Annotated in this window: 18 protein-coding genes; 17 read left to right on the forward strand and 1 reads right to left on the reverse strand. The window is 52.8% G+C overall.

Features of this window, described 5'->3' with window-relative positions; genetic code table 11:
• Nucleotides 1–387 precede the first annotated feature (387 nt).
• From EJQ19_RS16635 to EJQ19_RS16645, 3 genes are read left to right on the forward strand one after another with little or no spacing between them, the layout of a single operon-like run.
• Nucleotides 388–1086, forward strand: a complete 699-nt coding sequence (locus EJQ19_RS16635) for a pirin family protein (protein ID WP_126142366.1) — start codon at nucleotides 388–390, stop codon at nucleotides 1084–1086.
• A gap of 16 nt (nucleotides 1087–1102) precedes the next feature.
• On the forward strand, nucleotides 1103–1429 hold the full coding sequence (locus EJQ19_RS16640) for a hypothetical protein (protein ID WP_126142367.1): 327 nt from the start codon (nucleotides 1103–1105) through the stop codon (nucleotides 1427–1429).
• A 16-nt stretch (nucleotides 1430–1445) separates the two neighbouring features.
• Nucleotides 1446–2546, forward strand: coding sequence for a nitric oxide synthase oxygenase (locus tag EJQ19_RS16645; RefSeq protein ID WP_126142368.1), 1101 nt, complete (start codon nucleotides 1446–1448; stop codon nucleotides 2544–2546).
• Nucleotides 2547–2967: 421 nt separating this feature from the next.
• Here EJQ19_RS16645 and EJQ19_RS16650 read toward each other — a convergent pair whose 3' ends face one another.
• The gene (locus EJQ19_RS16650; RefSeq protein ID WP_126142369.1) at nucleotides 2968–3375 is read right to left on the reverse strand and encodes a hypothetical protein; all 408 of its coding nucleotides are present in this window, start codon (nucleotides 3373–3375) and stop codon (nucleotides 2968–2970) included.
• A gap of 160 nt (nucleotides 3376–3535) precedes the next feature.
• Here EJQ19_RS16650 and EJQ19_RS16655 point away from each other — a divergent pair, with 160 nt between their 5' ends.
• The 14 genes from EJQ19_RS16655 to EJQ19_RS16720 all read left to right on the forward strand — a co-directional run.
• Nucleotides 3536–4546 (forward strand): TIR domain-containing protein, encoded by a 1011-nt coding sequence (locus tag EJQ19_RS16655; protein ID WP_126142370.1) that lies wholly within the window; start codon nucleotides 3536–3538, stop codon nucleotides 4544–4546.
• Nucleotides 4543–4770 carry a hypothetical protein gene (locus EJQ19_RS16660; RefSeq protein ID WP_126142371.1) on the forward strand — a complete coding sequence of 76 codons (228 nt, stop codon included), beginning with the start codon at nucleotides 4543–4545 and terminating at the stop codon, nucleotides 4768–4770. The genes EJQ19_RS16655 and EJQ19_RS16660 overlap by 4 nt, the downstream gene beginning before the upstream one ends.
• A gap of 334 nt (nucleotides 4771–5104) precedes the next feature.
• Nucleotides 5105–6721 carry a response regulator gene (locus EJQ19_RS16665; protein ID WP_164716585.1) on the forward strand — a complete coding sequence of 539 codons (1617 nt, stop codon included), beginning with the start codon at nucleotides 5105–5107 and terminating at the stop codon, nucleotides 6719–6721.
• Nucleotides 6722–6758: 37 nt separating this feature from the next.
• Entirely contained in the window at nucleotides 6759–8561 is a 1803-nt protein-coding gene (locus EJQ19_RS16670) for a sensor histidine kinase (RefSeq protein ID WP_126142373.1), read from the forward strand.
• 91 nt (nucleotides 8562–8652) lie between these two features.
• A complete protein-coding gene (locus EJQ19_RS16675) occupies nucleotides 8653–9618 on the forward strand; it encodes an ABC transporter permease (protein ID WP_126142374.1) in 966 nt (321 codons plus the stop codon).
• Between the two features lie 11 nt (nucleotides 9619–9629).
• Entirely contained in the window at nucleotides 9630–10511 is an 882-nt protein-coding gene (locus EJQ19_RS16680; RefSeq protein ID WP_126142375.1) for a carbohydrate ABC transporter permease, read from the forward strand.
• 76 nt (nucleotides 10512–10587) lie between these two features.
• The gene (locus tag EJQ19_RS16685; RefSeq protein WP_126142376.1) at nucleotides 10588–12123 is read left to right on the forward strand and encodes an extracellular solute-binding protein; all 1536 of its coding nucleotides are present in this window, start codon (nucleotides 10588–10590) and stop codon (nucleotides 12121–12123) included.
• 134 nt (nucleotides 12124–12257) lie between these two features.
• Nucleotides 12258–17189, forward strand: a complete 4932-nt coding sequence (locus EJQ19_RS16690; protein ID WP_126142377.1) for a sugar-binding protein — start codon at nucleotides 12258–12260, stop codon at nucleotides 17187–17189.
• Between the two features lie 15 nt (nucleotides 17190–17204).
• Entirely contained in the window at nucleotides 17205–17822 is a 618-nt protein-coding gene (locus EJQ19_RS16695; protein WP_126142378.1) for a polysaccharide deacetylase family protein, read from the forward strand.
• A 240-nt stretch (nucleotides 17823–18062) separates the two neighbouring features.
• Nucleotides 18063–19844, forward strand: a complete 1782-nt coding sequence (locus EJQ19_RS16700) for a sensor histidine kinase (protein ID WP_126142379.1) — start codon at nucleotides 18063–18065, stop codon at nucleotides 19842–19844.
• Entirely contained in the window at nucleotides 19828–20652 is an 825-nt protein-coding gene (locus EJQ19_RS16705; protein WP_126142380.1) for a response regulator transcription factor, read from the forward strand. Before EJQ19_RS16700 ends, EJQ19_RS16705 begins: the two co-directional genes overlap by 17 nt.
• Nucleotides 20653–20746: 94 nt before the next feature.
• On the forward strand, nucleotides 20747–22117 hold the full coding sequence (locus EJQ19_RS16710; RefSeq protein WP_126142381.1) for an extracellular solute-binding protein: 1371 nt from the start codon (nucleotides 20747–20749) through the stop codon (nucleotides 22115–22117).
• A 109-nt stretch (nucleotides 22118–22226) separates the two neighbouring features.
• Nucleotides 22227–23108 carry a carbohydrate ABC transporter permease gene (locus EJQ19_RS16715; protein WP_126142382.1) on the forward strand — a complete coding sequence of 294 codons (882 nt, stop codon included), beginning with the start codon at nucleotides 22227–22229 and terminating at the stop codon, nucleotides 23106–23108.
• A 28-nt stretch (nucleotides 23109–23136) separates the two neighbouring features.
• Nucleotides 23137–23984, forward strand: an 848-nt coding sequence (locus EJQ19_RS16720; protein ID WP_241242947.1) for a carbohydrate ABC transporter permease, incomplete at its 3' end; no start/stop codon positions are given.

The following is a 23984-nucleotide window of genomic DNA, read 5'->3' on the forward strand; positions in this document are numbered from 1 at the left end:
CCTCCAGTTTAATTCCGGGTTTTGCGCAGAATTGACCGTTTGAACTGGAATTCTTCCAGTCTATACGACCGATTTTGGGGAAGGGGCGGTTTTTGGGCGAAATAAGCTGGAGGTTTTCCAGTTGAGATTCCCCAAACGGTGAATAGGTGAAAATGAACGGGAGGTTTTCCAGTTCAGGTACTGGCAGGAGGCGGGTTCGGAGGACTGGGCGACGATCGCTTGGCAAAAGCGGAGCCGTTTATCCTGTGCTTTCACATTTTAGCGTGTATCCGCCACGATTCTGCCACCGTTCCGTCAATGTTTTGGCATCGTTCTGACTGCCCTAGACATGGAAGTCCCTCTATTGGTTGTGATAAGCTAGACATACAATAGAAGGAGGCGATTGCTGTGATTCAAGTTTTCCCTGCGGAAACGCGCAATTCAAGCGATTTGGGATGGCTGCAGAGCCATAAAAGTTTTTCGTTCGGCGACTATTTCGATGAAAATAATGTGAGCTTCGGGGTCATGCGCGTCTGCAATGACGACGATATTGCGCCGGGACGCGGTTTTGGCCCGCATCCCCACAGCGATATGGAAATTGTCAGCATCGTGCTCCAGGGAGCGATTAAACACGAAGACAGCCTCGGCCACGTGGCGATCACGGGGACGGATGGCGTGCAGCGCATGTCGGCGGGCACCGGCGTCATTCATGCGGAGTACAACGCGTCGGAGACGGAGCCGCTGAGTCTGTTTCAGCTGTGGTTCATGCCCGAGAAGCGCGGGATTACGCCGTCTTTTGAAAATGTGAAATACGAACCTGAGGCGATGCGCAACGCCTTGCTGCCGGTCGTGACGCCGGAGGGCGGCGAGCATATCGCAAAAGTTCATCAGGATATGCGGATTTATCTCAGCAAGCTGGACGCGGGGAAGGAGCTCGTGTTTGAGCAGGGAGAGAATCGCCGTATTTTTCTTATGCTGGTGAGCGGCGTTTGTACGGTGAACGGCACGGAGCTGCGGGCGAAAGACAGCGCGCGGATGCAGAACGAGTCGGTGCTGACGATTCGTGCAACTGAAGATACGCATTTGATGCTGATCGATTTGCCATAAGGAGGGGACGGCGGAGATGAAAGAAACGTTTTTGGTCAAGCATGCGGTCGGGGGCAGGGCGTTTATTGATACCGGCAAGCAGCCGGTTCCTTATGCGTGGCAGCAGGAGGGGGATCGTTGGACGTTTACGGTGAAAGTGGAGCCTTCGGCGGTCACGGAGCTCTTGAAGTGGAAGGACGAGCTGAATGTGTTTGTTTTTCAGGAGTTTGTCGATGCGCCTACCCGTAAATTATGGTTCTACGTGGTCGATGATGCGGTAAAGTACGACGAGGTGAAGCAGGAGCTGACCATTGTGGCCATCTCCAACATCACTTACATTCCCGACCAGTTTAGCGTACGATGATTGGAGTTTGACGATAATGAAAGTGCAGGATCAACAATTAGCGCTGGCCATTCCGTTTATTCAGGAGTGCTACGGTGAATTGGGCCGCAGTCAGGCGGAGGCGGAAGCCCGGATTGCCGAGATTGCGAAGGACATTGCGCATAACGGCACGTATGTCCACACCTCGGAAGAGCTCGTTCACGGGGCCAAAATGGCCTGGCGCAACAGCAACCGCTGCATCGGCCGGCTGTTCTGGGACACGCTCAAGGTGCATGACGCGCGTCATGTACGGACCGAGGAGGAGATGGCGGAGGCGCTGCTGCGCCACATCGAGACGGCCACGAACAAGGGCAAAATCCGCCCGATCATCACGGTGTTCCCCGCCGCTGGGGCTGAACGTGTGGAGGGGCCTGTGGGGCCGTTCCGCATCTGGAACGAGCAGCTGCTGCGTTACGCCGGCTACGCGATGGAAGACGGCACCGTCGTCGGCGATCCGGCATCGGTGGCGTTGACGCGCCAGTGTCAGGCGCTGGGCTGGCAGGGCGCGGGCACGCCGTTCGACGTGCTGCCGCTGCTCGTGCAGATCGGCGACCGGTCGCCGCGGCTGTTCGAGATTCCGCCGGAGCTCGTGCTCGAGGTGCCGATCACGCACCCGGATCTCGCGGCCGTGGATGCGCTCGGCCTGCGGTGGTACGCCGTGCCGATCGTGTCGAGCATGCGCCTCGAGATCGGCGGCTTGTCTTATACCGCCGCGCCGTTCAACGGCTGGTACATGGGCACGGAAATCGGCGCGCGCAACTTCGCCGATGAGGCGCGGTACAACGTGCTGCCGCGCCTGGCGGCAGCGATGGGCCTCGACACGCGGCGCGATGCGACGCTGTGGAAGGACCGCACGCTGGTCGAGCTGAACGTCGCCGTGCTGCACTCGTTCCAAGCGGCGGGCGTCGCCATCGTCGACCACCATACCGCGGCCAAGCAGTTCGGGCGCTTCGAGGACAACGAAGCGAAGAGCGGCCGCGTGGTGACCGGCGACTGGACGTGGCTTATTCCGCCGCTGTCGCCGGCGACGACGCATATTTTTCACGGGCATTATGCGAACGAAGTGAAGCTGCCGAACTTTTTTTATCGGCATGAATAGACGCGTGGTCCCCTTGCCCTGAGGCAGGGGGATTTATTTGCTGTGCAGCGCTCGAAACGGTATTTCTCGAAATTGAATGAGAGAACTCGTTTATTGGGATGGGTCGGCGGGTGGCGATTGAAGAGTGACGTTTGAAGTGTGACGAATGACGATTGATGAGTGATGAGCGGCAAGCGACAAGCGACAAATGGCTGTAACGGTTGTGACAGCACTTATTTCACTCAAAAGACGTCATCCCAGCACGTAACGGTTACAGTGGAGGCTATTTCTACGAATTTGGCGTGATATTGCTGGATTTATGGCAAATAGGCGCTGTGGCAACCGTTAGCGTTGGAAAGAGGCAATTTTTAGGCAAATAAGCACTATGACAACCGTTAGCCATCCACGTGTCACATGCGAGGGAGCGTGTTCCTTTGTTGCATCATGCATCCTTACTAGGACGGGCGATCGGAGCCAGGCGTCCGTTGATAAACAAGATATCCAACTTATCCCCGCTAGATGTTGATTCTAATCTTACAATATAACTACAGCCCACCATTAGCTGACACCCTTGATTTTCTATACCGATAAATTCATATCGATGAGCAGGATCATATTGTTTAGCGTAATGTATGGCTTGCTTTTTATAATTTGAATATGCGAAAAATTCCAGGCTATGCTTTTGGTAAAATACATAATAACTTGCTAATAGAATCATCAGTAGAAATCCGGTGAGCATGATCGCAATATGAATGGAAATATGCCCCTGTAGCTTGGAAATAACGAGATGAGTCGAAAGTAGAAGCGCAAGGAAAAGCAATACAACAAGGCCGAATAAAAACTCAAACATAGGCTATCTCCTTCCGGCGTTTCCTGAATATACTGTATTCAACACCATGAACGCTCTTCCCTCCATAAATGACTAGAACGAAAAACACTTTCCAATGTATGGAAAGGGCCTGTATACTAATAGAATAGCAGTCATTTTCTATGTGTTGAGGGGCGAATCGATGACCGTGAATAGAAAGCCGCGCGTTTTTATCGGAAGTTCCCGCGAAGCGATCAAGTATGCCCGAGCTGTTGCCGAGCAGCTTGAGGTGGCAGCTCATGTGAATCCTTGGTATGCCGGAACGTTCGGAGCCAATGATTATACGATGGATGCGCTGGATCGGGAGCTGGATAACAATGACTTCGGCGTGTTTATATTTGCAGCGGAGGACGTTGCCCGGATTCGCGGCGAACTCGTGTTTATTACCCGGGATAATACGCTGTTTGAAATGGGATTATTCTGGGGCAGGCTCGGCAAGCGCCGCGTGTTCTGCCTGATTCCGCGCACCGTTCCGGTGGCCTCGGATGAGGAAGGGCCCTCTTCGTTTCATCTTCCTTCCGATCTGGAAGGGCTGAATCTGCTTCGCTATACGGATAATGAGCGGCTTGTTTCCGCGGTGGACGTCGCTTGCGGCAAAATATTGGATGCGATCGCCAGAGAAGGGCTGTTCGCTCAGCGCAATGACATCCTTGCCGAGCGTGACAAGGTCATTCAGCGTAAGGACAGCGTGCTGTACTTCTTTTGGGAGTTTTTGAAAAACGTGGCGATCCCCGATGCGAACCAGCGCTACACAGCCTATGCGGAGGCTATTCGCAATTCCATCTTGGCGCCGCTGGGTTTCCGCTCTACGGGTGCAGCCCTTTGGAAGAAAATCGACGAGAAATATTTGGCACATGTTGGAGGCAATGTCGGCCGAGGCAAGAAGTTTCCGCTCAATGCGAACGACGGCAAAAGGCATGAAGATCATATCATCGTCTTGAAAGTTTTTAATACGGGAGATTGGAGTTTTTTCAGCCGCAGGGAGATTGCTCATGTGTACGTCTTGTGTTATCCTCTAAGTAAGGAGCATGTGCTTTCGGTTCATTTCTCCGGCAATCAGGTTTTGGATGCATCCCGGCTGCAAGAGATTGTTGCGATCAACGACGATCTGCTAGCCACGATTCGCAGTTTAGTTGGAGGGGATTCGACATGATTAAACGTGCACGAGGTTCGAAGATCCGTACCGTCGGATCGGGCAAAGACATCGGGCATACAGGCGGATGGCCTGCTCTCGAGGCGGACAATGCCGGATTTGCATTGGCTGCAGCTCAACATACGAAGATTTTTGTGGGCCCTTCATTGGAAGGGATCGACGTCGAATATATTGAAATCGTCAGCGGCAAGGTTTCGCAGCAGCAACCTTCTTTCGCGCGATAGGATGGACGCAAGGCCTGGGGCCTTGCGTTTTTTTGTGCATATCGGCAAGTATTCCCCTTAGCTGCCTTTCTACGTACGAGGTCTGAGCTGCCGTAGTCACTTTAAGGCGTGTACCTCTGCAATATTTTCCGGACAGAACAGTCACATTCCACCAGAAAAAGTAGGATTCCCCCTGCTGCAAATTCCCGAAACCTTTTATAATAGAAGTAAAAAAATCCATATTTGGATCGCAAGCCATATGCACAAATGGGTTCGCACGCGCACTGGAGCAACAGCGAAAGCTATTTGTGCATTTGTATTTATTCCGTCAATTTCTAATAAGGAGACAGGCATTATGTATAAACTGGTCATTGTCGACGATGAGCCTGCTGTCCGAGGAGGGCTCAGCAAATTCGTCGATTGGAGCAATTATGGAATTGTCCTCGCGGGAACAGCGGACGATGGAGATACGGGGCTTGCACTGATCGAGCAGGTGAAGCCCGATATCGTGTTGACCGATGTGATGATGCCGGTCATGGATGGCATTCGCATGTCGAGGGAAGTTCGGGAGCGGCTCCCCGGGACGAAAATTGTATTTATAAGCGGCCACAATGAAGCGAGCCTATTGCGGTCGGCCTTGCAGATTCACGCAGCCGATTATATTTTCAAGCCTGTCAAACGAACTGAACTCCATAAGGTCATCGAAGGTGTCCTGCGGGACTTGCGCACCGAAGAGAAGGAGCGGCAACGGCTCAAGGACATGGAGGTAAAGCTGACACAGAGTATGCCGCTGCTCAGGGAGAAATTTTTGATGGCGCTGATCCAAGACGGGGACGCGAAGCCGGAAGTGCTGCAGGAAAGGGCTGCGTTTCTCAATCTGGAACTGCCGCTCGAAACGCCTTATCTCGTTCTCGTGATCGCCATTGATGATTCAAAAGAGGTGCTCGGCAGCCGTACGGAGAGGGACAAGCAGCTATTGTCGTACTCGCTTCTGAACGTCGTGCAAGAACTGATCGATCAGTATTGGCACGGGTATGCTTTCGAGAACAGAGCCGCTGAATACGTTGGGCTGTTGGTGCTTGACGAGCAACTGGAAGACCCGGAGGCCACGCTGCTTTCGCTGGCGGAGTCGATCCGCGATAATCTGCGGCGCTGGCTGAATATCAGCGTTACGATTGGGGTTGGCGAACGCGCGGAGTCGATCCGGATGCTGCCAGCGTCCTTTCGACATGCCCGCGACGCGGCGGACCAAAAATGGTACATGGGCAAGAATCAGGTGATCACGATGGACAGTTTGGACATTGGTGCAGCAAGTCCGGTCCGGTTCGATGCCAGTCAAAGTGAGCGATTGGTGTCCATCCTGAAATCAGGAGAGAAGCACCGATTGGAATTGGAGATGGACAGCATTCTCGAGCCGCTGGCGCAATTTCGCAAGGACGGCTTCAAGTACGGCAGACAGGTCGGACTGCAAATGATCGCTCTCGCCGGCAGGTTGCTGCTGGACCTTCATCTGCTTACCCCCGAGAAGGAAGAGGAGGAAGCTTGGACACTGGACCGGCTCTTGAAGCTGGAAACGATGGCGGAGTTGAAGACCTTTGTAAGCGATTACCTCTATCGCATCTGCTGCTGGATCCAGGAGAAGAGGAGTGGACGTACGAGTAATGTCATCGAACAGATCCAGAAGTTTATTAGCGAGCATTACGCCAAAAACCTGACTATCGCAGAGATTGCGGCTAGCGTTTATCTTAGTCAAACCTATGTCAGCTTACTGTTCAAGCAGGAAACCGGAGAGACGATTTACGAATACTTGATGAAGGTTCGCATCTCGAAAGCCAAGGAGCTGCTTCGGGATCCCCGCATCAAGTTTTATGAAGTGTGCGAGCTGGTCGGCTACACGGATCCAAGCTATTTCAGCAAGCTGTTCAAGAAGATAACCGGACTTACGCCAAGCGCTTACCGGGATCAGCAATAAGACTAAGAAGGTTTTCCATGCAAAAGGAGCTGATCAAGTGAGAGGGGTCTTGCAAAAAAGGAACATCCGTGCCTCCAATTTGTGGGAAGGCGTAGTGGCGGCCCGGAGGTGGATGCTCGCCTACGGACTGATGATCTTTCTGCCGGTATGCATCATGCTGTTCATCTATTATGAGCAATCCTCCCGGATTTTGCAGGAAGAAGTGACCCAGACCATGCAGCAGACACTGAAGCAGGCAGGGATTAATTTAAGCTCACGGCTTAATTATGTGCAGAATTCATCCAATTCTTTGTTCATGAACCGTAAGCTGTATGAGTATTTGGATCCTGCTGCGCCAATCATCGAGCGCATCGCGCAGTCGAAGGAGCTGCGCAATCTGCTTGAATCGGTTCAAGCCGCACCCGACATCGTCAGGGCACGTGTGTTTACCGATTCGGGTAATCTATACGGCTTTGATTTATTGAATCTTTTTCCGCTGGACAGTTTGACCAATCGCCCTTGGCACAAAGAGATCATAAATGCGGGCGGCAGCATCGTGTGGACGGGCATCTACGAAGAAAACTATCTGGACTCGGGCCCGGCACGGATTCTTTCGTGCGCCCGTTTGCTGAGGCACCCGCGAAATTTCGATCAGAGTCTCGGTGTGCTGATGCTTGACGTTCCCGAGAAGATGGTGGCCGACATCATTTCCGAGCTAGATTTTCCAGCTCAAAGCCGCGTCTATATCGTGGATCGCAGTGGGACGATTCTTTACAGCCCGGAGCAATCGTTGATTGGCACGAAGGTTGCGCTCGCAAGTGACTCCAAGGAAGGCATCCTTGAACGGTCAGAGAACGGTGTGGGCTTATTTGAGGTGCGTGCACCCATCAGGGCTGCGGATTGGCAGCTCGTGCTTGAAGTGCCCAAATCCGGCCTGACGCACCGCACGACCACGTTAAGTCAGTGGTCTGGCATCGCGACGGTCGCCGGCATGACGGTTATGTTTCTGATTCTCGTCTTTATGTTTATGGCGTTCATTATTAATGGGATGAACCGTCGAATCAAGTCGGTCGTCAAAACGATCCGCACAGAAGGCGTCGAAGGGCTGGAGGAGCGGGGCGGCGACTTTCGTTTGCTAGAGCGAGTTGTCGATCATTTGGTGCATCGGGTGAAGGACTTGATGGAGGAGGCCTACCGTTCGAAAATGCAGGAGCGGGAGGCTGAACTTCGCGCGCTGCAGGCACAGATTAATCCACATTTTCTCTATAATACGTTGGATACGATCAATTGGCTGGCCATTTCCCGCGAAGCCGACGATATCAGCCACCTGATCGAGAGTCTGTCCGACTATTTCCGTCTAAGCTTGAACAAGGGGAAGGATCATGTCTGCGTATCGGATGAACTGGAACTTGCCAGAGTTTATTTGGAGATTCAACAGAACCGCTTCCCTTCCACCTTCGAGTTCGTCATTGAAGCGGATGCGGAGGCGAGCCGGTGCGTCATTCCGAAGCTGACGCTGCAACCCATCGTCGAGAATGCGCTGCTGCACGGTATCCGCAAGAACAAGGGCAGAACCGGGCGTATCCGCATTCACGCGGAGCAGCGTAACGACGTGCTTGAGATTACCATCCAAGATAATGGGATCGGCATGGAGGAGGAGCTGGCCTCCAGTCTCTTGTCGACATCCCGCCCTTTGCTCCATGCCGAAGGAAGCGGCAGTTCATATGGTCTATACAATGTGAACGAGCGCATCAAGCTGCTGGCCGGTTCCGATTATGGACTGAAGGTTTTCTCGCGTCTAGGCGAAGGCACTGTCGTGGTTGTTCGCCTCAAGGCAATGAAAGAAGAACAAACTAAGTAGGATACGACTAGAAAGTGTCGGATTGCCCTCTACATGACGCACCCTCCTGTAGGTACAATGAAGCCATAAGTGCAGGAGGTGCAATCACAATATGAGCGAGCTTATCACACAATGGAAAGGAAAGGCAGGGGAGGTCAAGGCTTCGCGCAAGCGTGAAGGCAGATGGCGACAGGTATGGCGGAATATCGATAGCTACGTGCTGCTGGTGCCTGGATTGCTTTTGCTGCTGCTATTCAAATACACACCGATGTACGGCGTGTTGATCGCGTTTCAGGACTACAATATTTTTGACGGAATTGCGGGAAGCGAGTGGGTCGGACTCCAGCAGTTCCGCAAGCTCATGCAATCGTCGGAATTCATGCAAGTGTTCATGAATACATTGCTCATCAGTGTATATAAGATTGTCCTGCTGTTCCCGATACCGATCCTCATCGCGTTGCTGTTGAACGAAATTCGGTTCCCAGCGTTCAAACGGATGATCCAGACGATTATCTATATGCCTCACTTCTTGTCCTGGGTTATCATCTCCGGCTTGTTCATGACGATCTTATCTCCTTCCGACGGGCTCGTGAATGCGGTCATCCAATGGCTTGGGGGCGAACCCATACGGTTTTTTATGGAAAACCACGTATTCCGCAGCGTTGTCGTGTTCACGGCAGGCTGGAAGGAGATCGGCTGGAACGCGATCATCTTCATCGCCGCTCTCGCCAGTGTTGAGCAGGAGCAATACGAGGCGGCTTCGATCGACGGAGCGAACAGGCTGCAGCAAATGTGGCATATCTCGCTTCCCGGCATCATGCCGACGATCATTCTGATGCTCATTCTTCGTCTTGGCATGGTGCTCGATGCGGGAACAGAGCAGATTCTAACGATGTATAACCCTACGGTCTACGCATCGGGCGACGTCATCGGAACCTTTGTCTACCGAATGGGTCTCGGCAAGATGGACTATAGCTTCAGTACTGCAGTCGGTCTTTTCAATTCGGTCGTGGGATTCATTCTCGTCGTATCCGGCAACTGGCTGAGCAAAAAACTGTTGAACCGTGGGATCTGGTAAGGAGGCCGAACATGCATATCCGTAAAAAAACATGCAGTGACAGGGTATTGGACATCTTCGTCTATGGCTTCATGATCGTGTTAGGCCTGATGACCTTACTGCCCATGATCCACGTATTCTCCAAATCCGTCAGCTCGGATTGGGCGCTCGTCTCGGGACGGGTGAACCTGCTGCCGGTCGGCTTTCAGCTCGATACGCTTGTCAAAGTCGCCACCTCACACGCATTCGGCCGGGCTTTCCTCATTTCGGTTATTGTGACAACCGTAGGGACACTACTAAGTATCTTGGTGACAGCCATCACAGCCTATCCGCTTTCCAAGCGTCATTTGCCCGGCATCTCAGGCATCATGATTTTATTCGTCTTCACGATGCTGTTTAACGGAGGACTCATTCCGAATTACCTGTTGATCCGTGAGCTGCACTTGCTTAACAATCTTTGGTCGCTCATCTTGCCGTCCATGATTTCTGTGTTCAATATGCTGGTAATCAAGAGCTATTACGAAGGGCTTCCCGAAGCGCTTGAAGAATCGGCGCGGATAGACGGGGCGAGAACCTATACGATTCTGTTCCGTATCATTCTTCCGCTCAGCATGCCTGTTCTCGCTGCAATTGCCTTGTTCTATGCGGTCGGCTTCTGGAACGATTACTTCAGTCCAATGCTCTATATTAGCGATCCTTTGCTCAAAACGCTCCAACTGCACCTGCGCGATATTGTGATGGAGAACGATACGGCGAACGCGCTTAACAAGTCGGCCGATGATCTGATGAATATGTCGCCGGAAAGCATCCGGGCCGCTACCGTCGTGGCGTCTACCATCCCCATCCTTCTCGTCTATCCGTTCCTTCAGAAATATTTTATTAAGGGTGTATTGATCGGTTCCGTCAAAGGTTAATGCTGCATTAACGCCGGCGGAATCCGTCCCGCTGCTTAATGATAAATTGCACAACATACATAGGAGGGTTTAACAGATGAAAAAAACGATGAAATGGGTCGCGCTCCCTGTTGCGGTCAGCTTGATGCTTCTGTCTGCTTGCGGCTCAAACAGCGCAGGTGAGAAAAGCTCCAGTGCCCCGGCACCGTCCGCCCAGCCAACCAATGCCGGCCCCAAGCCTGAATTGAAAGCGCTTATGCGTTTGGGCCCGAACTTCGCGAAAGACCCGATTGCCATGATGCTGGAGGAGAAGACAGGCTACAAAGTGAATTACGAAGCGCTGCCGGTCGATAAGCCGGAAGACAAACTTAATCTCTTGATTGCTTCTTCCGAGCCTTACGATATCGTCTCGACGGGCGGGGACAGCAGTTCCAAAGCGATCTATGCCGATTATGCCAAAAAGGGCGCGCTTGTCGATCTGACTCCGCTCATCGACAAGTACGGCAAAAATATCAAAGCGGCGTTGTCCAAAGAGACGCTGGAAATGGCCAAAGTCGACGGGAAAATTTATGCGATTCCAACGCGTACCCTCGAATCCGTCGGCACGAGTCTGCTGATCCGTAAGGATTGGCTAGATAAGGTCGGGCTAAATGTTCCGACGACGCTTGATGAGCTGATGGTTGTCCTCAAGGCGTTCAAGGAGAAGGATCCTGGCGGCAACGGCGCTAAGAACGTGCCCCTGTCGATTAAAGGGGACGCTCCGATGGTCGACAATCTCATCGGCGCCTTCGGCATGGTGAACGATTGGAACGATGTGGACGGGAAGCTGATTCCCCGTGCTATGAATCCAGCGTTCAAAGAATATCTGACATATATGAACGATCTTTACAAGCAAGGGCTGCTGGATCAAGAGTTCGCCATCAATAAGGACGCAACCGTGAAAGAGAAGTTTACGAACGGCAAGGCGGGTGTCATCGTGTTGCATTGGGCCGACATTCCAACGATCGACGATGCGCTCAAGAAGAACATTCCAGGAGCCACCTATGCGTACATTCCTGCACTGACAGGCAAGAACGGCCAGGCAGGCTTGGCACAGTCCTCCGGATTTGATAGGCTGACTTTCGTTCCTAAAGCATCCAAACACCCGGAAGATGCGGTCAAGTGGATGGATGCCAAGCTGGAACCAGATACGTTCAAGAACATGGCGATTGGCGTGGAAGGTACGCACCATACGGTTAAAGACGGAAATTATTTCCCGATCTTGCCGATTTTCAATGACGAGCGAGGTTCGGCAAGCAACTACTTGACCGGCATCGACGAAATGAAATATCCGATCTACTGGCAGGCTCGCGTTCGCAAAGATGATCGGCTCTACAAGGGCTGGGAGTTTCTGAACAAGCTGCAAAAGCCGGAAGTGTTCAAGAAAAATCCGCTAGGACTCGCGCCTTACTTCCCGAATTACTCGAAGGATAATGCGCAGCTGAATCAAATGGTCAACGATTATGCCATTAAAATCATTGTCGGCGGTGAACAGCTGACGGGATTCGATGCTTTTACAGATAAATTCAAAAAAGCCGGCGGTCAAACGAGCTACGACGAAATCAACGCTTGGTACGCAACCACTCGTAAATAACAACAACATTGCGGCAGTCTGTTGGCAGCGCTTAGGCGGCGCAGGCTGCCGCTTCTTCTTTGCCATTTTAAGAGAAAGGGGGGATCAGTGCGGTAAGTCATGCAAGATGATGTCCATTATGGGAGGGAATTGGAATGATTGCTTTGGCATTTTCGAAAAGGTGGAAATTGCACGGTTTCATGATGCTCTTCTTTCTGATTAGTCTGCTGCTATTGTCGGCAACTTCCGTCAAGGCCGCTCAGCAAGAACCTTACAACTGGCAAAATGTACGCATTGGCGGCGGCGGATTTGTAACCGGAATCGCGATTCATCCGACCGAGCCGAATCTTGTTTATATTCGTACCGATGTCGGCGGCGCCTTACGCTGGGATGAAGCCAATCACAAGTGGATTCCATTACTGAATGCAACGCCAAGAGAGAAATACAATTTGTACGGCGTTGACGCAATCGCCCTGGATCCTTCGAATCCGAATGTGGTTTACATTGCAGCTGGCAAATACGACTATGTAGGCGCTCCTGCGGATATTCTGAAATCAACGGACCGTGGAGCCACTTGGACGTCCACCGGGTTTGCCCCCAGGAATTATGGCAACGGGCCAGGACGGGATTTAGGGGAACGGCTTGTGGTAGACCCGAACAACAGTCAAACGATTTATATGGGCACACGCTATGACGGACTGTGGAGAAGTACAACCGGCGCCAGCACAGGCTCATGGGAGCAAGTGACGAGCTTCCCGACCCTCGGGGCGAATCCGACCGGACTTAATTTTGTTATATTCGACAAGAGTTCGGGCTCTCCGGGCGTTTCCTCGCAAACGATCTATGTCGGGGTCAAAGGTACGGGTATTTACCAGAGTGTAAATGGCGGGACGACTTGGTCATTGATAACCGGAAGTCCGCTTAATCCTCGGCGGGCTGTTCTGGCGGATGGCGGCACCCTGTATGTTACCTATGATGCTGGCGTCACGAAATTTGCAAACGGTGTATGGACGGACATTACGCCTCCGTCGACGGGGAGATACAACGGTATTACCGTAGATCCAACGAACCCGAACATCATTATGACGGCCATTGAGGACGGCTCGAACACTCCGGCGCCGATCTACCGGTCGGTTAATGGAGGGACGAACTGGACGCAGGTTACCTTCGTTAAACACCCGAACGTTCCGTGGTGGACGAGTAATTGGTTTGCAGCGAATACCTCGACTGTGACGATCGATCCCCATTTTCCGAATCGTGTCTGGTTAACCGACTTCTACGGCACATGGCGTACGGACGACATCACGGCAACTCCATCCCATTGGTATACGTATGAGGAGGGCCATGAAGAAGTGGTGACGTTCGCACTACGCAGCACACCCATCGGTGCCCCGCTGCTGAGCGGGCATGCGGATGTCGACGGTATGCGCCACACCTCACTCACGACTTTTCCAAGTGGTAAATTCGGCAGCCCGTCGCTAGGCGATACGGTATCCATCGATTTTCAAGAGAGTAATCCGAACTTTATCGCCCGGGTAGGTTCGACTCGTTATGCCGGTTCAGGCGGTGGGGGGTACAGCACCAACAACGGGGCATCCTGGACGGCGTTTCCCAATCCGCCCGGCATAGCGGGCCGCATCGCCGTATCCGCCGGCAGCGAGACGATGGTCTGGGTCCCGCAGAGCGGAAGTCCGATCTATTCAACCGATCGGGGACAAACATGGAACCCGAGCACAGGCGCACCATCCGGAACCGTGCACGATTTCTGGGTTTGGTACCAGCCGCTGGCGTCGGATCGCGTCAACAACAATACGTTCTATCTGTTAGAACGAGGAACGTGGAAATTATTCCGCAGTACAGATGGCGGCGCGTCTTGGACGCTGGCGTCCACGATGCCGCAAGCACCGACGAAAATTCCTGCCTATTTCAGCGTCAAGACTGCGCCGGGTAAGGCAGGCGAAGTATGGGTCAGTCTGGACGGTGGAGGCCTCTGGCGTTCCAGCAACGCCGGCGATTCTTGGACGCAGCTGCCGAATGTGCAGCAGGCGACATTGTTTGCTTTTGGTAAAAATAAGCTAGGTTCTCCGGATCCCACAGTATTCGTATATGGTAAGGTGGATAACACCGTGGGGATTTTCCGCTCCGATGATTTCGGCACCTCCTGGGTGAAGATTGACGTAGCCGATCCGGCAATTGGCGCTGAAGCCAACACGATGGAAGGCGACCGTCAAACGTGGGGACGTGTCTATATCGGAACGAACGGAACCGGTGTTTTCTACGGTGACACTTTGATGAGTGAAGGAACCGATACAGAGCCGCCGACAGCGCCTTCGAACCTGACATCTCCATCGAAAACATCTACGAGCGTTAACTTGTCTTGGACGGCTTCAACCGATAACACCGGTGTAGCAGGCTACAATATTTATAGCGGAGGCGTATACGTTGGTGCCACGACAACGCTTTCGAGCACATCTTATACCGTAAACGGTTTAACGCCTAACACCGCCTATTCGTTTACAGTGAAAGCCAAAGATGGAGCGGGCAATCTCTCGGCTTCGAGCAATGCTCTGAGTGTGACGACTGCGCCTCCGCCGGCACCGCCGACGAATCTGACCATGACATCGGCGACGCTTACGAGCCTCAGCCTGAGCTGGAGTCCGCCATCGAATCTCGCTGGTGTCGTCGGATATAACATTTATGTAGGCTCCAAACAGGTGGCTGCTGCATCAGGCACGACGTATACACTCACAGGACTTCTGCCGAACCAAACGTACTCGGTTACCGTTCGTTCCTCGGACGGTGCGGGCAGCACATCGACAGCGAGCAATCTACTAGCTGCAACGACAGCGACAGGCCCGGGAACGCTCGCTTTCAGCGACGATTTCCAGGATGGGGTAGCGGATGGGTGGACCCCTGCGAACGGTACGTGGACTGTCGTAACATCAGGCGGATCGAAGGTTTATAAGCAAGGTTCCTGGTTAGCGACGAATGCGTTCAGTACCGTCGATACCAGTACGTATACCAACTACAGCGTAGAAACGAACATCAAACTTACGCAAAATGATATCGACCTGGCAGCCGGTATTACGGCCCGTTATCAGGATCCGAACAATTTTTACTATTTCCGCATTAAAGCTGGCAAATTGCAGATTGGCAAATCGGTGAACGGGGCGGTCACGATCCTGACTGCGAAAAATTATACGATGACAACGAATGAAGTGTACGCCTTCACAGCGGTTTTAAACAACAGCACACTCGATTTCTATGTGAATGGGTTTAAAGAATTATCCGTTACGGATTCGAGTCTGACTTCGGGAAAAGCCGGCCTCTATGCCTTCAAAACGAGTGTTGAGTTTGACAATGTGAAAATCGTTCATGATCGGGATTTCGCACCGCCGACGGCTCCCGGGAATTTGCGCCTCGTGTCAGAGAGTGAAACTACCGCAGATTTGGCTTGGGACACATCCTTGGACAATATCGGCGCCACTCAGTATGAAGTATATCAAGGTTCAGCCCTGATCGGAACAACAACGACCACTACGTATTCCGCAACCAACCTTACGGCGAATACGAGCTACCTGTTCAGCGTGAAGGCAAAGGATGCAGCAGGCAACGTATCAGGAGCAAGCGCTTCGCTTAGCGTCACGACAGACCCGTATCTGTATCAAGCGAAGAAGACGATTAGCACAATTATCGTTGACGGAACGCTGGACGAACAAGGGTGGACCACGTTCAAGCAGGTGAAGAAAGCGATCGTTGGCACTCCGAATAATACGGCGGAATTCAGTTCTCTCTGGGACAATACGTATTTGTATGTGGGCGTCAAAGTCATCGATGGTCAACTATACAATACCAATGTGCAACCTTATTATGATGATTCCGTCGAAATCTATATCGACAGCAACAACAATAAGGGCACGACGTATGACAGCTATGATCAGCAGTATATCAAGGGTTGGAATGATAGTACGCTATGGCTGCAGAGAGTGATGCCAAGCGGTGTGCTGCATGGCTGGGCGCCGATTCCAGGCGGATACAGCGTGGAGCTGGCGATTCCTTGGAGCTCGCTCGGTCTTACCCCATCTGCCGGAGTGACTATCGGTTTTGACGTCGCGAACAATGACACTGATACGGGAACCGGCCGGGAGAGCCAGTTGATGTGGGCCGGAACGAACAATAACTGGACGAATACGTCCGCTTTCGGCAGTCTGCAGCTTTCCTCTGTCTCCATCGGGGATACGCAGCCTCCGACAGCCCCGGGGAATTTGACGTCGCCTTCGCATACGGACCGGACCGCGGATTTGGCTTGGACGGCTTCTACGGACAATGTGGGCGTGGCGGGATACAGTATTTATAACGGTGGAAATCTAGTAGCTACCGTTACTTCGACGACCTATACGGTCACCGGGTTAACGCCGGGAATAAGCTACACCTTTACTGTAAAAGCAAAAGATGCAGAAAATAATATATCGGCGGCGAGCAACGCAGTCAGCGTCACGATGGATGCGTCCTACACGCTGCTTCCTGTTGCCAAAACGAACGCCACCATCCTCGTCGATGGCTCGCTGAACGAAACGGCGTGGTCCATTACGAAGCAAGTGAACAAAAACGTCATCGGAAGCTCTAACAATTCTACGCAATTTGGTGTAATATGGGATGATCAAAACTTGTATGTCGGTGTTATCGTCTACGACGGAGATCTGTACAACAATTCGCCGGAGCCGTATTCCGACGATTCCGTCGAGATTTATATGGACGGCAACCATAACCAGGGCTCGACTTATGACAGTTATGACCGGCAGTTTATCAAAGGATGGAACGACAGTACGCTATTCGAGGCGGCTAGCCGCACGGCCGGCGTACAGCATGCCTGGGCTCCGGTAACGGGAGGCTACAGTGTAGAGCTGGCGATCCCGTGGAGTTCACTCGGCATTACGCCGTCCGTCGGAATGATGATCGGCTTCGATGTGGCGAACAATGACGAGGACGATGGAAACGGCCGAGTGAGCCAGACGGTATGGGCAGGAACATCCAATAACTGGTCGAACACATCTGCATTTGGAGAGTTGAAGCTGGTATTGCCGTAAGAGGGAGCTGTGCACATGACAATCATTCAAGGAGTTTCAACAACCCGCAAAGCGATTGCTTTTACCTTCGATGATGGCCCTAACCCGGTGTATACGCCGCAAGTATTGGATATTTTCGACGAAGTTGGCGGCCGAGCTACCTTTTTTATGATGGGGAAACAAATCGAACTGTATCCTGAGACTGCGCGTGATGTCCATGTCAGGAAACATGAAATTGGGAACCATACCTATTCCCATCCGTTTATGACCCAAATCAGTTTGGAGGAATGTGAGCGGGAGCTTCTTGTTACGGACGGCTTAATTACACAGATAACCGGAACCCGGCCCGTCGTCATGCGTCCTCCTTACGGGGATTACAACCCGGAAGTTCACACGCAGACGGCCAAGTTCGGGTATCAGGTCATTGGTGCACGGAGCGGAAGTGCCAGGGATTGGGAGATGCCGGGTGTGGCACATATTCTGGAGGCAACCCGAGCGCAGATCGGATGCGGAAGCATCTTACTCTTCCATGATGGCTTTGGAGATCGCTCCCAAACGATCGAAGCCGTTCGGATTTTGGCAAAGGAATTGACCGCAGATGGTTATCAACTTGTAACGGTTAGCGAGCTCTTGCAAATGACGGAGTCCTCCTAAAGAGAATCATCTAGACATGATCCATACCCAAAAAGTCGCGTATATCGCGGCTTTTTGATTTTATGCCAGTATTCGGCCTATCCCCGAAAGGGCTTTAAGAAAAAACTCCCGAAGTTTCCCCCACCATTTCCCGAAAAAGTCGCATAGCCAGATCCCTGACGTTGTAGTATGATGTGGCATAAAAGACATAAAAGTCATAAATGACATGCCTATCTATCGAAGCAAAGAGGGGAACGCCGCATGTGGCAAAAAGTCGCCCAATTTAACACGCTGCGCAATCAGATGTTGGCCGGATTTGTGTCCGTCATGATGATCGTTCTCGTCTGCGCGGGAATCGTCACGTATAATTCCGTGTCGACGCTGTTGAACACGAAGGCGGAGGCGCAGATGAAACAAATCGCTTCCCAAGCGAACGGCCGCTTGGAAGCGCTTATCACGCAGATCGATACGCTCACCCTGCAGGCGGTGAATGATGCGTATTTGCAGCAGCTTTTTCTCGCTGCGGTGCAGGGCAACCCGGTGAGCTTCAGCGAGCGCCAAGCGCTGATGAAAATAGCGAACCACATCCAGGCGTACAGCGGCGTCACCAGTGTCGAGCTGTACTCGACGAGCTACGCGCGGATGTTCCCGCTGGACGAGACGAAGTTGACGGACCGTATCCCGCCGCAGTGGATTGCCCAAGCCGACAAGGAAAAAGGTCGGCTAGTCTGGATCGGCAGCGATCCGGCGGATCCCAGTTCGGTATTGGCGATTCGCCGCATCAATCTAATTGACCGTTGGTTCTCGAACGGCGGCTACCTGATGGTGCGGATGAATCGCAGCTATTTTGATTTGCAAAGCAAGCTGTCGGACACCGGCTACCAGGAGCTGATGCTGCTTGCGGACAGCGCGGGCAATTCGATTGTTCCTGTCGGTCCCGAGGGCATTGACACGAAGGAACTGCTCCAGCGCGACGCCCAGCAAGTGACCCTCGCGCAAAAGCGGTACATGCTCGTCAAGCAGCCCTCCGAGCAGACGGACTGGACGCTGATGATCCTATATCCGGTCAGCGATATTTCCGACGGGATTTCCGTACTGCGCTGGGCGATTATCGTCTCCGGGGCGATCGGGCTTCTCCTCTTTATCCTGCTGTCCTTTGTGCTCTCCATGATGATTACGCGGCCGATACTCCGGCTCATGCGCGCGATGCGGAACACGCGGCAAGGGGTGCTGACGCCGAATTTGACGAAGTCGTATACGACAGAGTTGAATGACCTGAACATGACGTACAACCAGATGGTGGACAACATGAACCGGCTGATCAAGCTCGTGTACGAGAAGGAAATCATCCAGAGTCGGACGGAATTGCAAGCTTTGCAGGCGCAGATTGATCCGCATTTTTTGTATAACACGCTGGAAGCGCTGTATTGGTCTTTGCAGGACAAAGACGAGGAAGAGCTGGCCGATCTCGTGGTCGCGATGTCCGATTTGTTCCGGTACGTGATCGGGAATCCGAACAAGGATGAATGGGTGACGATGAGCGATGAGCTGGAGCATATCAAAAGGTATCTCAGCATCATGAGCGTACGCTTCGGCTCGCGCCTTGCCTGGGAAATCGATTGCGACGACGCCTACAGCAACGTTCACATCCCGAAGCTGCTTATTCAACCGCTGGTGGAGAATGCGATTTTGCACGGGGTGGAGGGCAAAAGCGGCGAAGGCCTGGTCGCAATTCGCGTAGAACCGGCCGCCGAACGTCCCGAAGAGCTACGCGTCACTGTTCGCGACGACGGGCCGGGGATGGACAATCACACGCTGCATGCGCTGAAAACGGCGATGGATCGCGGTGGAGCCGATACCCCGACCGGTAGAGGTAAAGGCATGGCGATGGCGAATGTCCAGCGGCGCCTCAAGCTTTACTACCCGGAAGCCGCCGACGGCGCATACCGGGGATTATCCGTCACGAGCGCCCCGCAGCAAGGAACGAGCGTAAGCTTTGACATACCGATGTATAAGGAGGATGACGATGATTCCATCCGGTAAAACCATTCTTATCGTAGATGACGAACCGCTAACCCGGGATGGCATCCGCAAAAGTCTGGAAGCGTGGTCGATTGGACGCTATACAATACTCACCAGCATAAGCGGATCGGAAGCGCTGGAGGTGCTAAGAACGCGTCACGTTCATCTGCTCATCACCGACATTCGCATGCCGGAAATGTCGGGGCTTCAGCTTGTCGAAGGCGCGAGGAGCTTCGGTCATAAACCTGTGGCCATTATTATCTCGGGCCATCCCGATTTTGAGTATGCCCAAACTGCCATTGAGCTGGGCGTCGTCAACTACTTGCTGAAACCTGTGCAGAAGAAACGGCTGCTGGAAGCGGTGGAGCAGGCGCTGCGCATCGAAGAAGAGCGCGGCCGTGTGGAAGCGATGGAGAAGATGGTCGATCCCCTGCTCATGCAAGCCAAGACGGAGGAGAAAATCTACAGCGCTCCAGTCCGTCAGGCGATGCAATACGTCGAGGAGCATTTGCAGGAGCCGCTTGGCATGAGCGAGGTGGCCGGTCATATCCACCTGAATCCGAGCTATTTTAGCGCGCTGTTCAAAGAGCAGACCGGCATTACATTCAGCGAGTACGTCACACGGAGCCGGATTCAGAAGGCCAAGGAGCTTCTCCTGCAGACGCGATTGACCATTGCGGACATTTCCGAGCAGGTCGGGTATCAGACCTCGAAATATTTTATCAAATTGTTCAAGGAGTACGAGGGGACGAGTCCAAATCAATACCGGAAGCTGACCGCGCAGGACGGGAAGACGCCAATCGAGGATCCCACCGAAACCTCAAAATAGTGGAACATTTCCCGATGGCTGTTACTCCCTGCGATCCCAATGTAAGCGCTACAATAAATCACGTAGCACACAATTGATTGAGGGGGAACAAGACATGGTTAGAAAAACGCTTACATGGTCGCTGACGGCAGCGCTAGGTCTATCGATGACATTGACGGGGTGCTCCAGCTCGAGCTCCAGTTCCACAAATAGCGCAGGCGCAACGACAGCTGCCACGGAGACTGCGAAAGCAACCGACGCCGCAAGTGCACAACCCGCTAAAAAAGTCACCATCAAGATGATGCACCTCTGGCCGGCCGGTAATTCCGCTACGCAAAACAAAATTGTAAACGATATCATTAAAGAATATCAGACGTTGAACCCGAACGTCACGATTGAGCAAGAAGTGCTGGAGAACGAGCAGTATAAAAATAAAATGAAGGTGCTTTCGACGTCGAACGCACTGCCGGATGTCGGCTTCACATGGGCTGCCGGATACATGGATCCGTATGTGAAAGGTGACATGTTCGCGCCGCTGGACGACCTGCTGCAAGGCGATCTCAAAGACAAGTTCGTCAAAGGCACCACGGATGCTTACGCGTTCGGCGGCAAAACCTACGGTTTGCCGGTAGAGCTGAACATCGTGCCGGTGTATTACAATAAAGCGATTTTTGCCAAGTATAACCTGAGCCCGCCCAAGACCTACGATGAATTTAAAAATATCGTGAAAACGCTGAGCGCAGGCGGCGTCGCACCGATTGCCCTCGGCAATAAGGACCGCTGGACAGGGTCCCTCTGGTACATGTACCTCGCTGACCGTATCGGCGGACCGGAAACGCTGAAAAAGGCGATCGATCGCACAGGATCTTTTAATGATCCGAGCCTCGTTCGCGCCGCTTCGGAAATTTCGCAGCTTGTCGATATGAACGCGTTCAATAAAGGCTTCAACGGTCTCGGCAACGATGAAGGCAAAGCCGAATTCATGAACAGCAAAGCCGCGATGTACATGATGGGCACGTGGGAACTGCCGAACTACACGACAAACAAGGATGTGCCGCAGGCGTTCAAGGATCAGATCGGATTCTTTAAATTCCCGACGGTAGACGGTGGCAAAGGCAACATGGACAGCTGGGTTGGCGGTCCGGGCGTCGGCTTGTTCGTCGCGAACAACTCGAAGGTGAAAGAAGAGTCCAAGAAATTCGTCTCCTTCTTCGTGCAGAAGTGGGGCGAGCACGCGATCACCGAAGCGGGTGTCATTCCGGCAACGAAAGTCGATACATCCAAAGTGAACCTGCCGAAAATGTACATCGACCTGCTCAACGAGCTGAACAAGGCAAGCAACATCACGTTGTTCGCGGATGTGCAGATGAAGCCGGCTTCCGCCGAGGTGCACCTGAACATGATTCAGGCGTTGTTCGGCAAAGCGGTGACGCCGGAAGTGTTTGCCAAAAATCATGAGGACGCGCTGGCGAAAGAAGCCAAATAGCTGACAGCCAACCGCCGCCTGCCGAATACGAACGATACGCGAAAGGACATATCCCTTGCGAGCGGTATGTCCTTTTGCTATATCGGAAGAAGAAAGGGAAGTGCCTGCGATGGATAAAGTGATGTCCAACAAGTCCATGATTGCGCTCTATGTCATACCGTCCTTGTTCCTGCTGCTGGCCCTGATCTATATGCCGATCGTCATGACGGGCTACTACGGGCTGATGAAATGGGACGGCGTCGGCAAAATGAGCTTCATCGGTTTGCATAATTATATCGAGCTGCTTCGTGATCCGCTGTTTTGGAGCAGTGCGAAGCATTCGTTTTTGCTGGCTGTGTTTTCGACACTGGCTTTGCTTGTGTACTTGCTGGTCGCTCTCGTGCTGTCGGCCAATCTGCGCGGAGCGAACGTGTTCCGCAAAATTTATTTGATTCCTATGCTGCTCTCCTCCGTCGCGATCGCCCAATTATGGTTGAAAATATTCCACCCGACGAACGGGGTTATGAATCATATCCTGTCGTTCTTGGGGGTTACGCATACACCGGAATGGCTGTCTGATCCGTCTATCGTGCTCTACGCGATTTTTCTGCCGATTCTGTGGCAGTATGCCGGGTTTTATATTTTGATCTACTACGCGGCGTTGAAAAATGTCCCGTCTTCGCTCATCGAAGCGGCGCGCATTGACGGCGCGAGCCCATGGCGCATCGCGGTATCGGTTCGCCTCCCGCTGATCGCGGAGGTCATGAAAGTGACCGTCGTGCTGGCGGTCGTCGGGTCTTTGAAATATTTTGACCTGATCTATGTGATGACAGGCGGCGGACCGAACGGCTCGAGCGAAGTGATGGCTTCGTACATGTACCGCAAAGCGTTCAAAGGCTACGACTTCGGCTATGCCAGCGCGATCGGCTTTTTCCTGCTTCTGATCTGCCTCGTCGTGACATGGCTCATTCGCAAAGCGACGGCGTCCAAAGACGACATCCAATATTCCTAAAAGAAAGGGGCTGCCGAACCCGATGCACATGGAAACAGTCCAATCCAAACCTCAGGCGCTCGCTTCACCCGGCAGACTGGCGGGAAGAATTGGCTACGGCCTTTTGTACGCCATGCTGACGATTGTCGCCATCATCCAGCTCGTGCCGCTCATGTGGCTGCTGTTATTCTCTTTGAAAAATAATGAGGAAATTTTCAACTTGGCGCCTTTCGCCTTCCCGGAGAAGTTCCGTTGGGAAAATTATCAGAAGGTGTGGACGCTGGGGCATATCGACAGCTACTTCTGGAACAGCGTCTGGATGACGGTCGTCTCTGTCGGCGCCACAGTCCTGCTCGCCAGCCTCGTAACGTTCGCGCTCACGCGGATGAAGTGGAAGCTGCAGTCGCTCGTGCTCGGGCTGTTCATGCTGGGTCTGATGATTCCCGTGCATTCTACGCTCATCCCGCTGTTCAGCTTATTCCAAAAGCTGCACCTGACGAACCATCCGCTATCGATCCTCTTGTCGTATGTCGCGTTTAACCTGCCGATTACGATTATGATCATGCTCGGCTTCTATACCACCTTGCCGCGCGAGGTCGAGGAGGCTGCCGTGATGGACGGCTGCTCGGTGAACCGTCTCTTCTTCAGCATCACGCTGCCGATGACCGCGTCCGTGCTATCAACGGCGTTTATTATTAACATGATTTATAATTGGAACGAATTTATTTTCGTGAACACCTTCATCTCCTCCGAAAAATACAAAACCCTCACCGTCGGCGTCCAGAACTTCGTCGGGCAGTACACGACCGACTGGGGCGCGATCGGCGCGACGCTGATGATCTCGATTTTGCCGATATTGGTCGCGTTCATTCTGCTCAGCAACCGGATCGTGGAGGG

The sequence above is a fragment of the Paenibacillus whitsoniae genome (assembly GCF_003955665.1).
Lineage (GTDB): Bacteria > Bacillota > Bacilli > Paenibacillales > NBRC-103111 > Paenibacillus_E > Paenibacillus_E whitsoniae.

Bases quoted from the DNA above. Each gene is read 5' to 3' on its own strand.
- EJQ19_RS16640 (WP_126142367.1), top strand. From the start codon at position 1,103: ATGAAAGAAACGTTTTTGGTCAAGCATGCGGTCGGGGGCAGGGCGTTT.
- EJQ19_RS16645 (WP_126142368.1), top strand. From the start codon at position 1,446: ATGAAAGTGCAGGATCAACAATTAGCGCTGGCCATTCCGTTTATTCAG.
- EJQ19_RS16650 (WP_126142369.1), bottom strand. From the start codon at position 3,375: ATGTTTGAGTTTTTATTCGGCCTTGTTGTATTGCTTTTCCTTGCGCTT.
- EJQ19_RS16655 (WP_126142370.1), top strand. From the start codon at position 3,536: ATGACCGTGAATAGAAAGCCGCGCGTTTTTATCGGAAGTTCCCGCGAA.
- EJQ19_RS16660 (WP_126142371.1), top strand. From the start codon at position 4,543: ATGATTAAACGTGCACGAGGTTCGAAGATCCGTACCGTCGGATCGGGC.
- EJQ19_RS16665 (WP_164716585.1), top strand. From the start codon at position 5,105: ATGTATAAACTGGTCATTGTCGACGATGAGCCTGCTGTCCGAGGAGGG.
- EJQ19_RS16675 (WP_126142374.1), top strand. From the start codon at position 8,653: ATGAGCGAGCTTATCACACAATGGAAAGGAAAGGCAGGGGAGGTCAAG.
- EJQ19_RS16680 (WP_126142375.1), top strand. From the start codon at position 9,630: ATGCATATCCGTAAAAAAACATGCAGTGACAGGGTATTGGACATCTTC.
- EJQ19_RS16685 (WP_126142376.1), top strand. From the start codon at position 10,588: ATGAAAAAAACGATGAAATGGGTCGCGCTCCCTGTTGCGGTCAGCTTG.
- EJQ19_RS16690 (WP_126142377.1), top strand. From the start codon at position 12,258: ATGATTGCTTTGGCATTTTCGAAAAGGTGGAAATTGCACGGTTTCATG.
- EJQ19_RS16695 (WP_126142378.1), top strand. From the start codon at position 17,205: ATGACAATCATTCAAGGAGTTTCAACAACCCGCAAAGCGATTGCTTTT.
- EJQ19_RS16700 (WP_126142379.1), top strand. From the start codon at position 18,063: ATGTGGCAAAAAGTCGCCCAATTTAACACGCTGCGCAATCAGATGTTG.
- EJQ19_RS16705 (WP_126142380.1), top strand. From the start codon at position 19,828: ATGATTCCATCCGGTAAAACCATTCTTATCGTAGATGACGAACCGCTA.
- EJQ19_RS16710 (WP_126142381.1), top strand. From the start codon at position 20,747: ATGGTTAGAAAAACGCTTACATGGTCGCTGACGGCAGCGCTAGGTCTA.
- EJQ19_RS16715 (WP_126142382.1), top strand. From the start codon at position 22,227: ATGGATAAAGTGATGTCCAACAAGTCCATGATTGCGCTCTATGTCATA.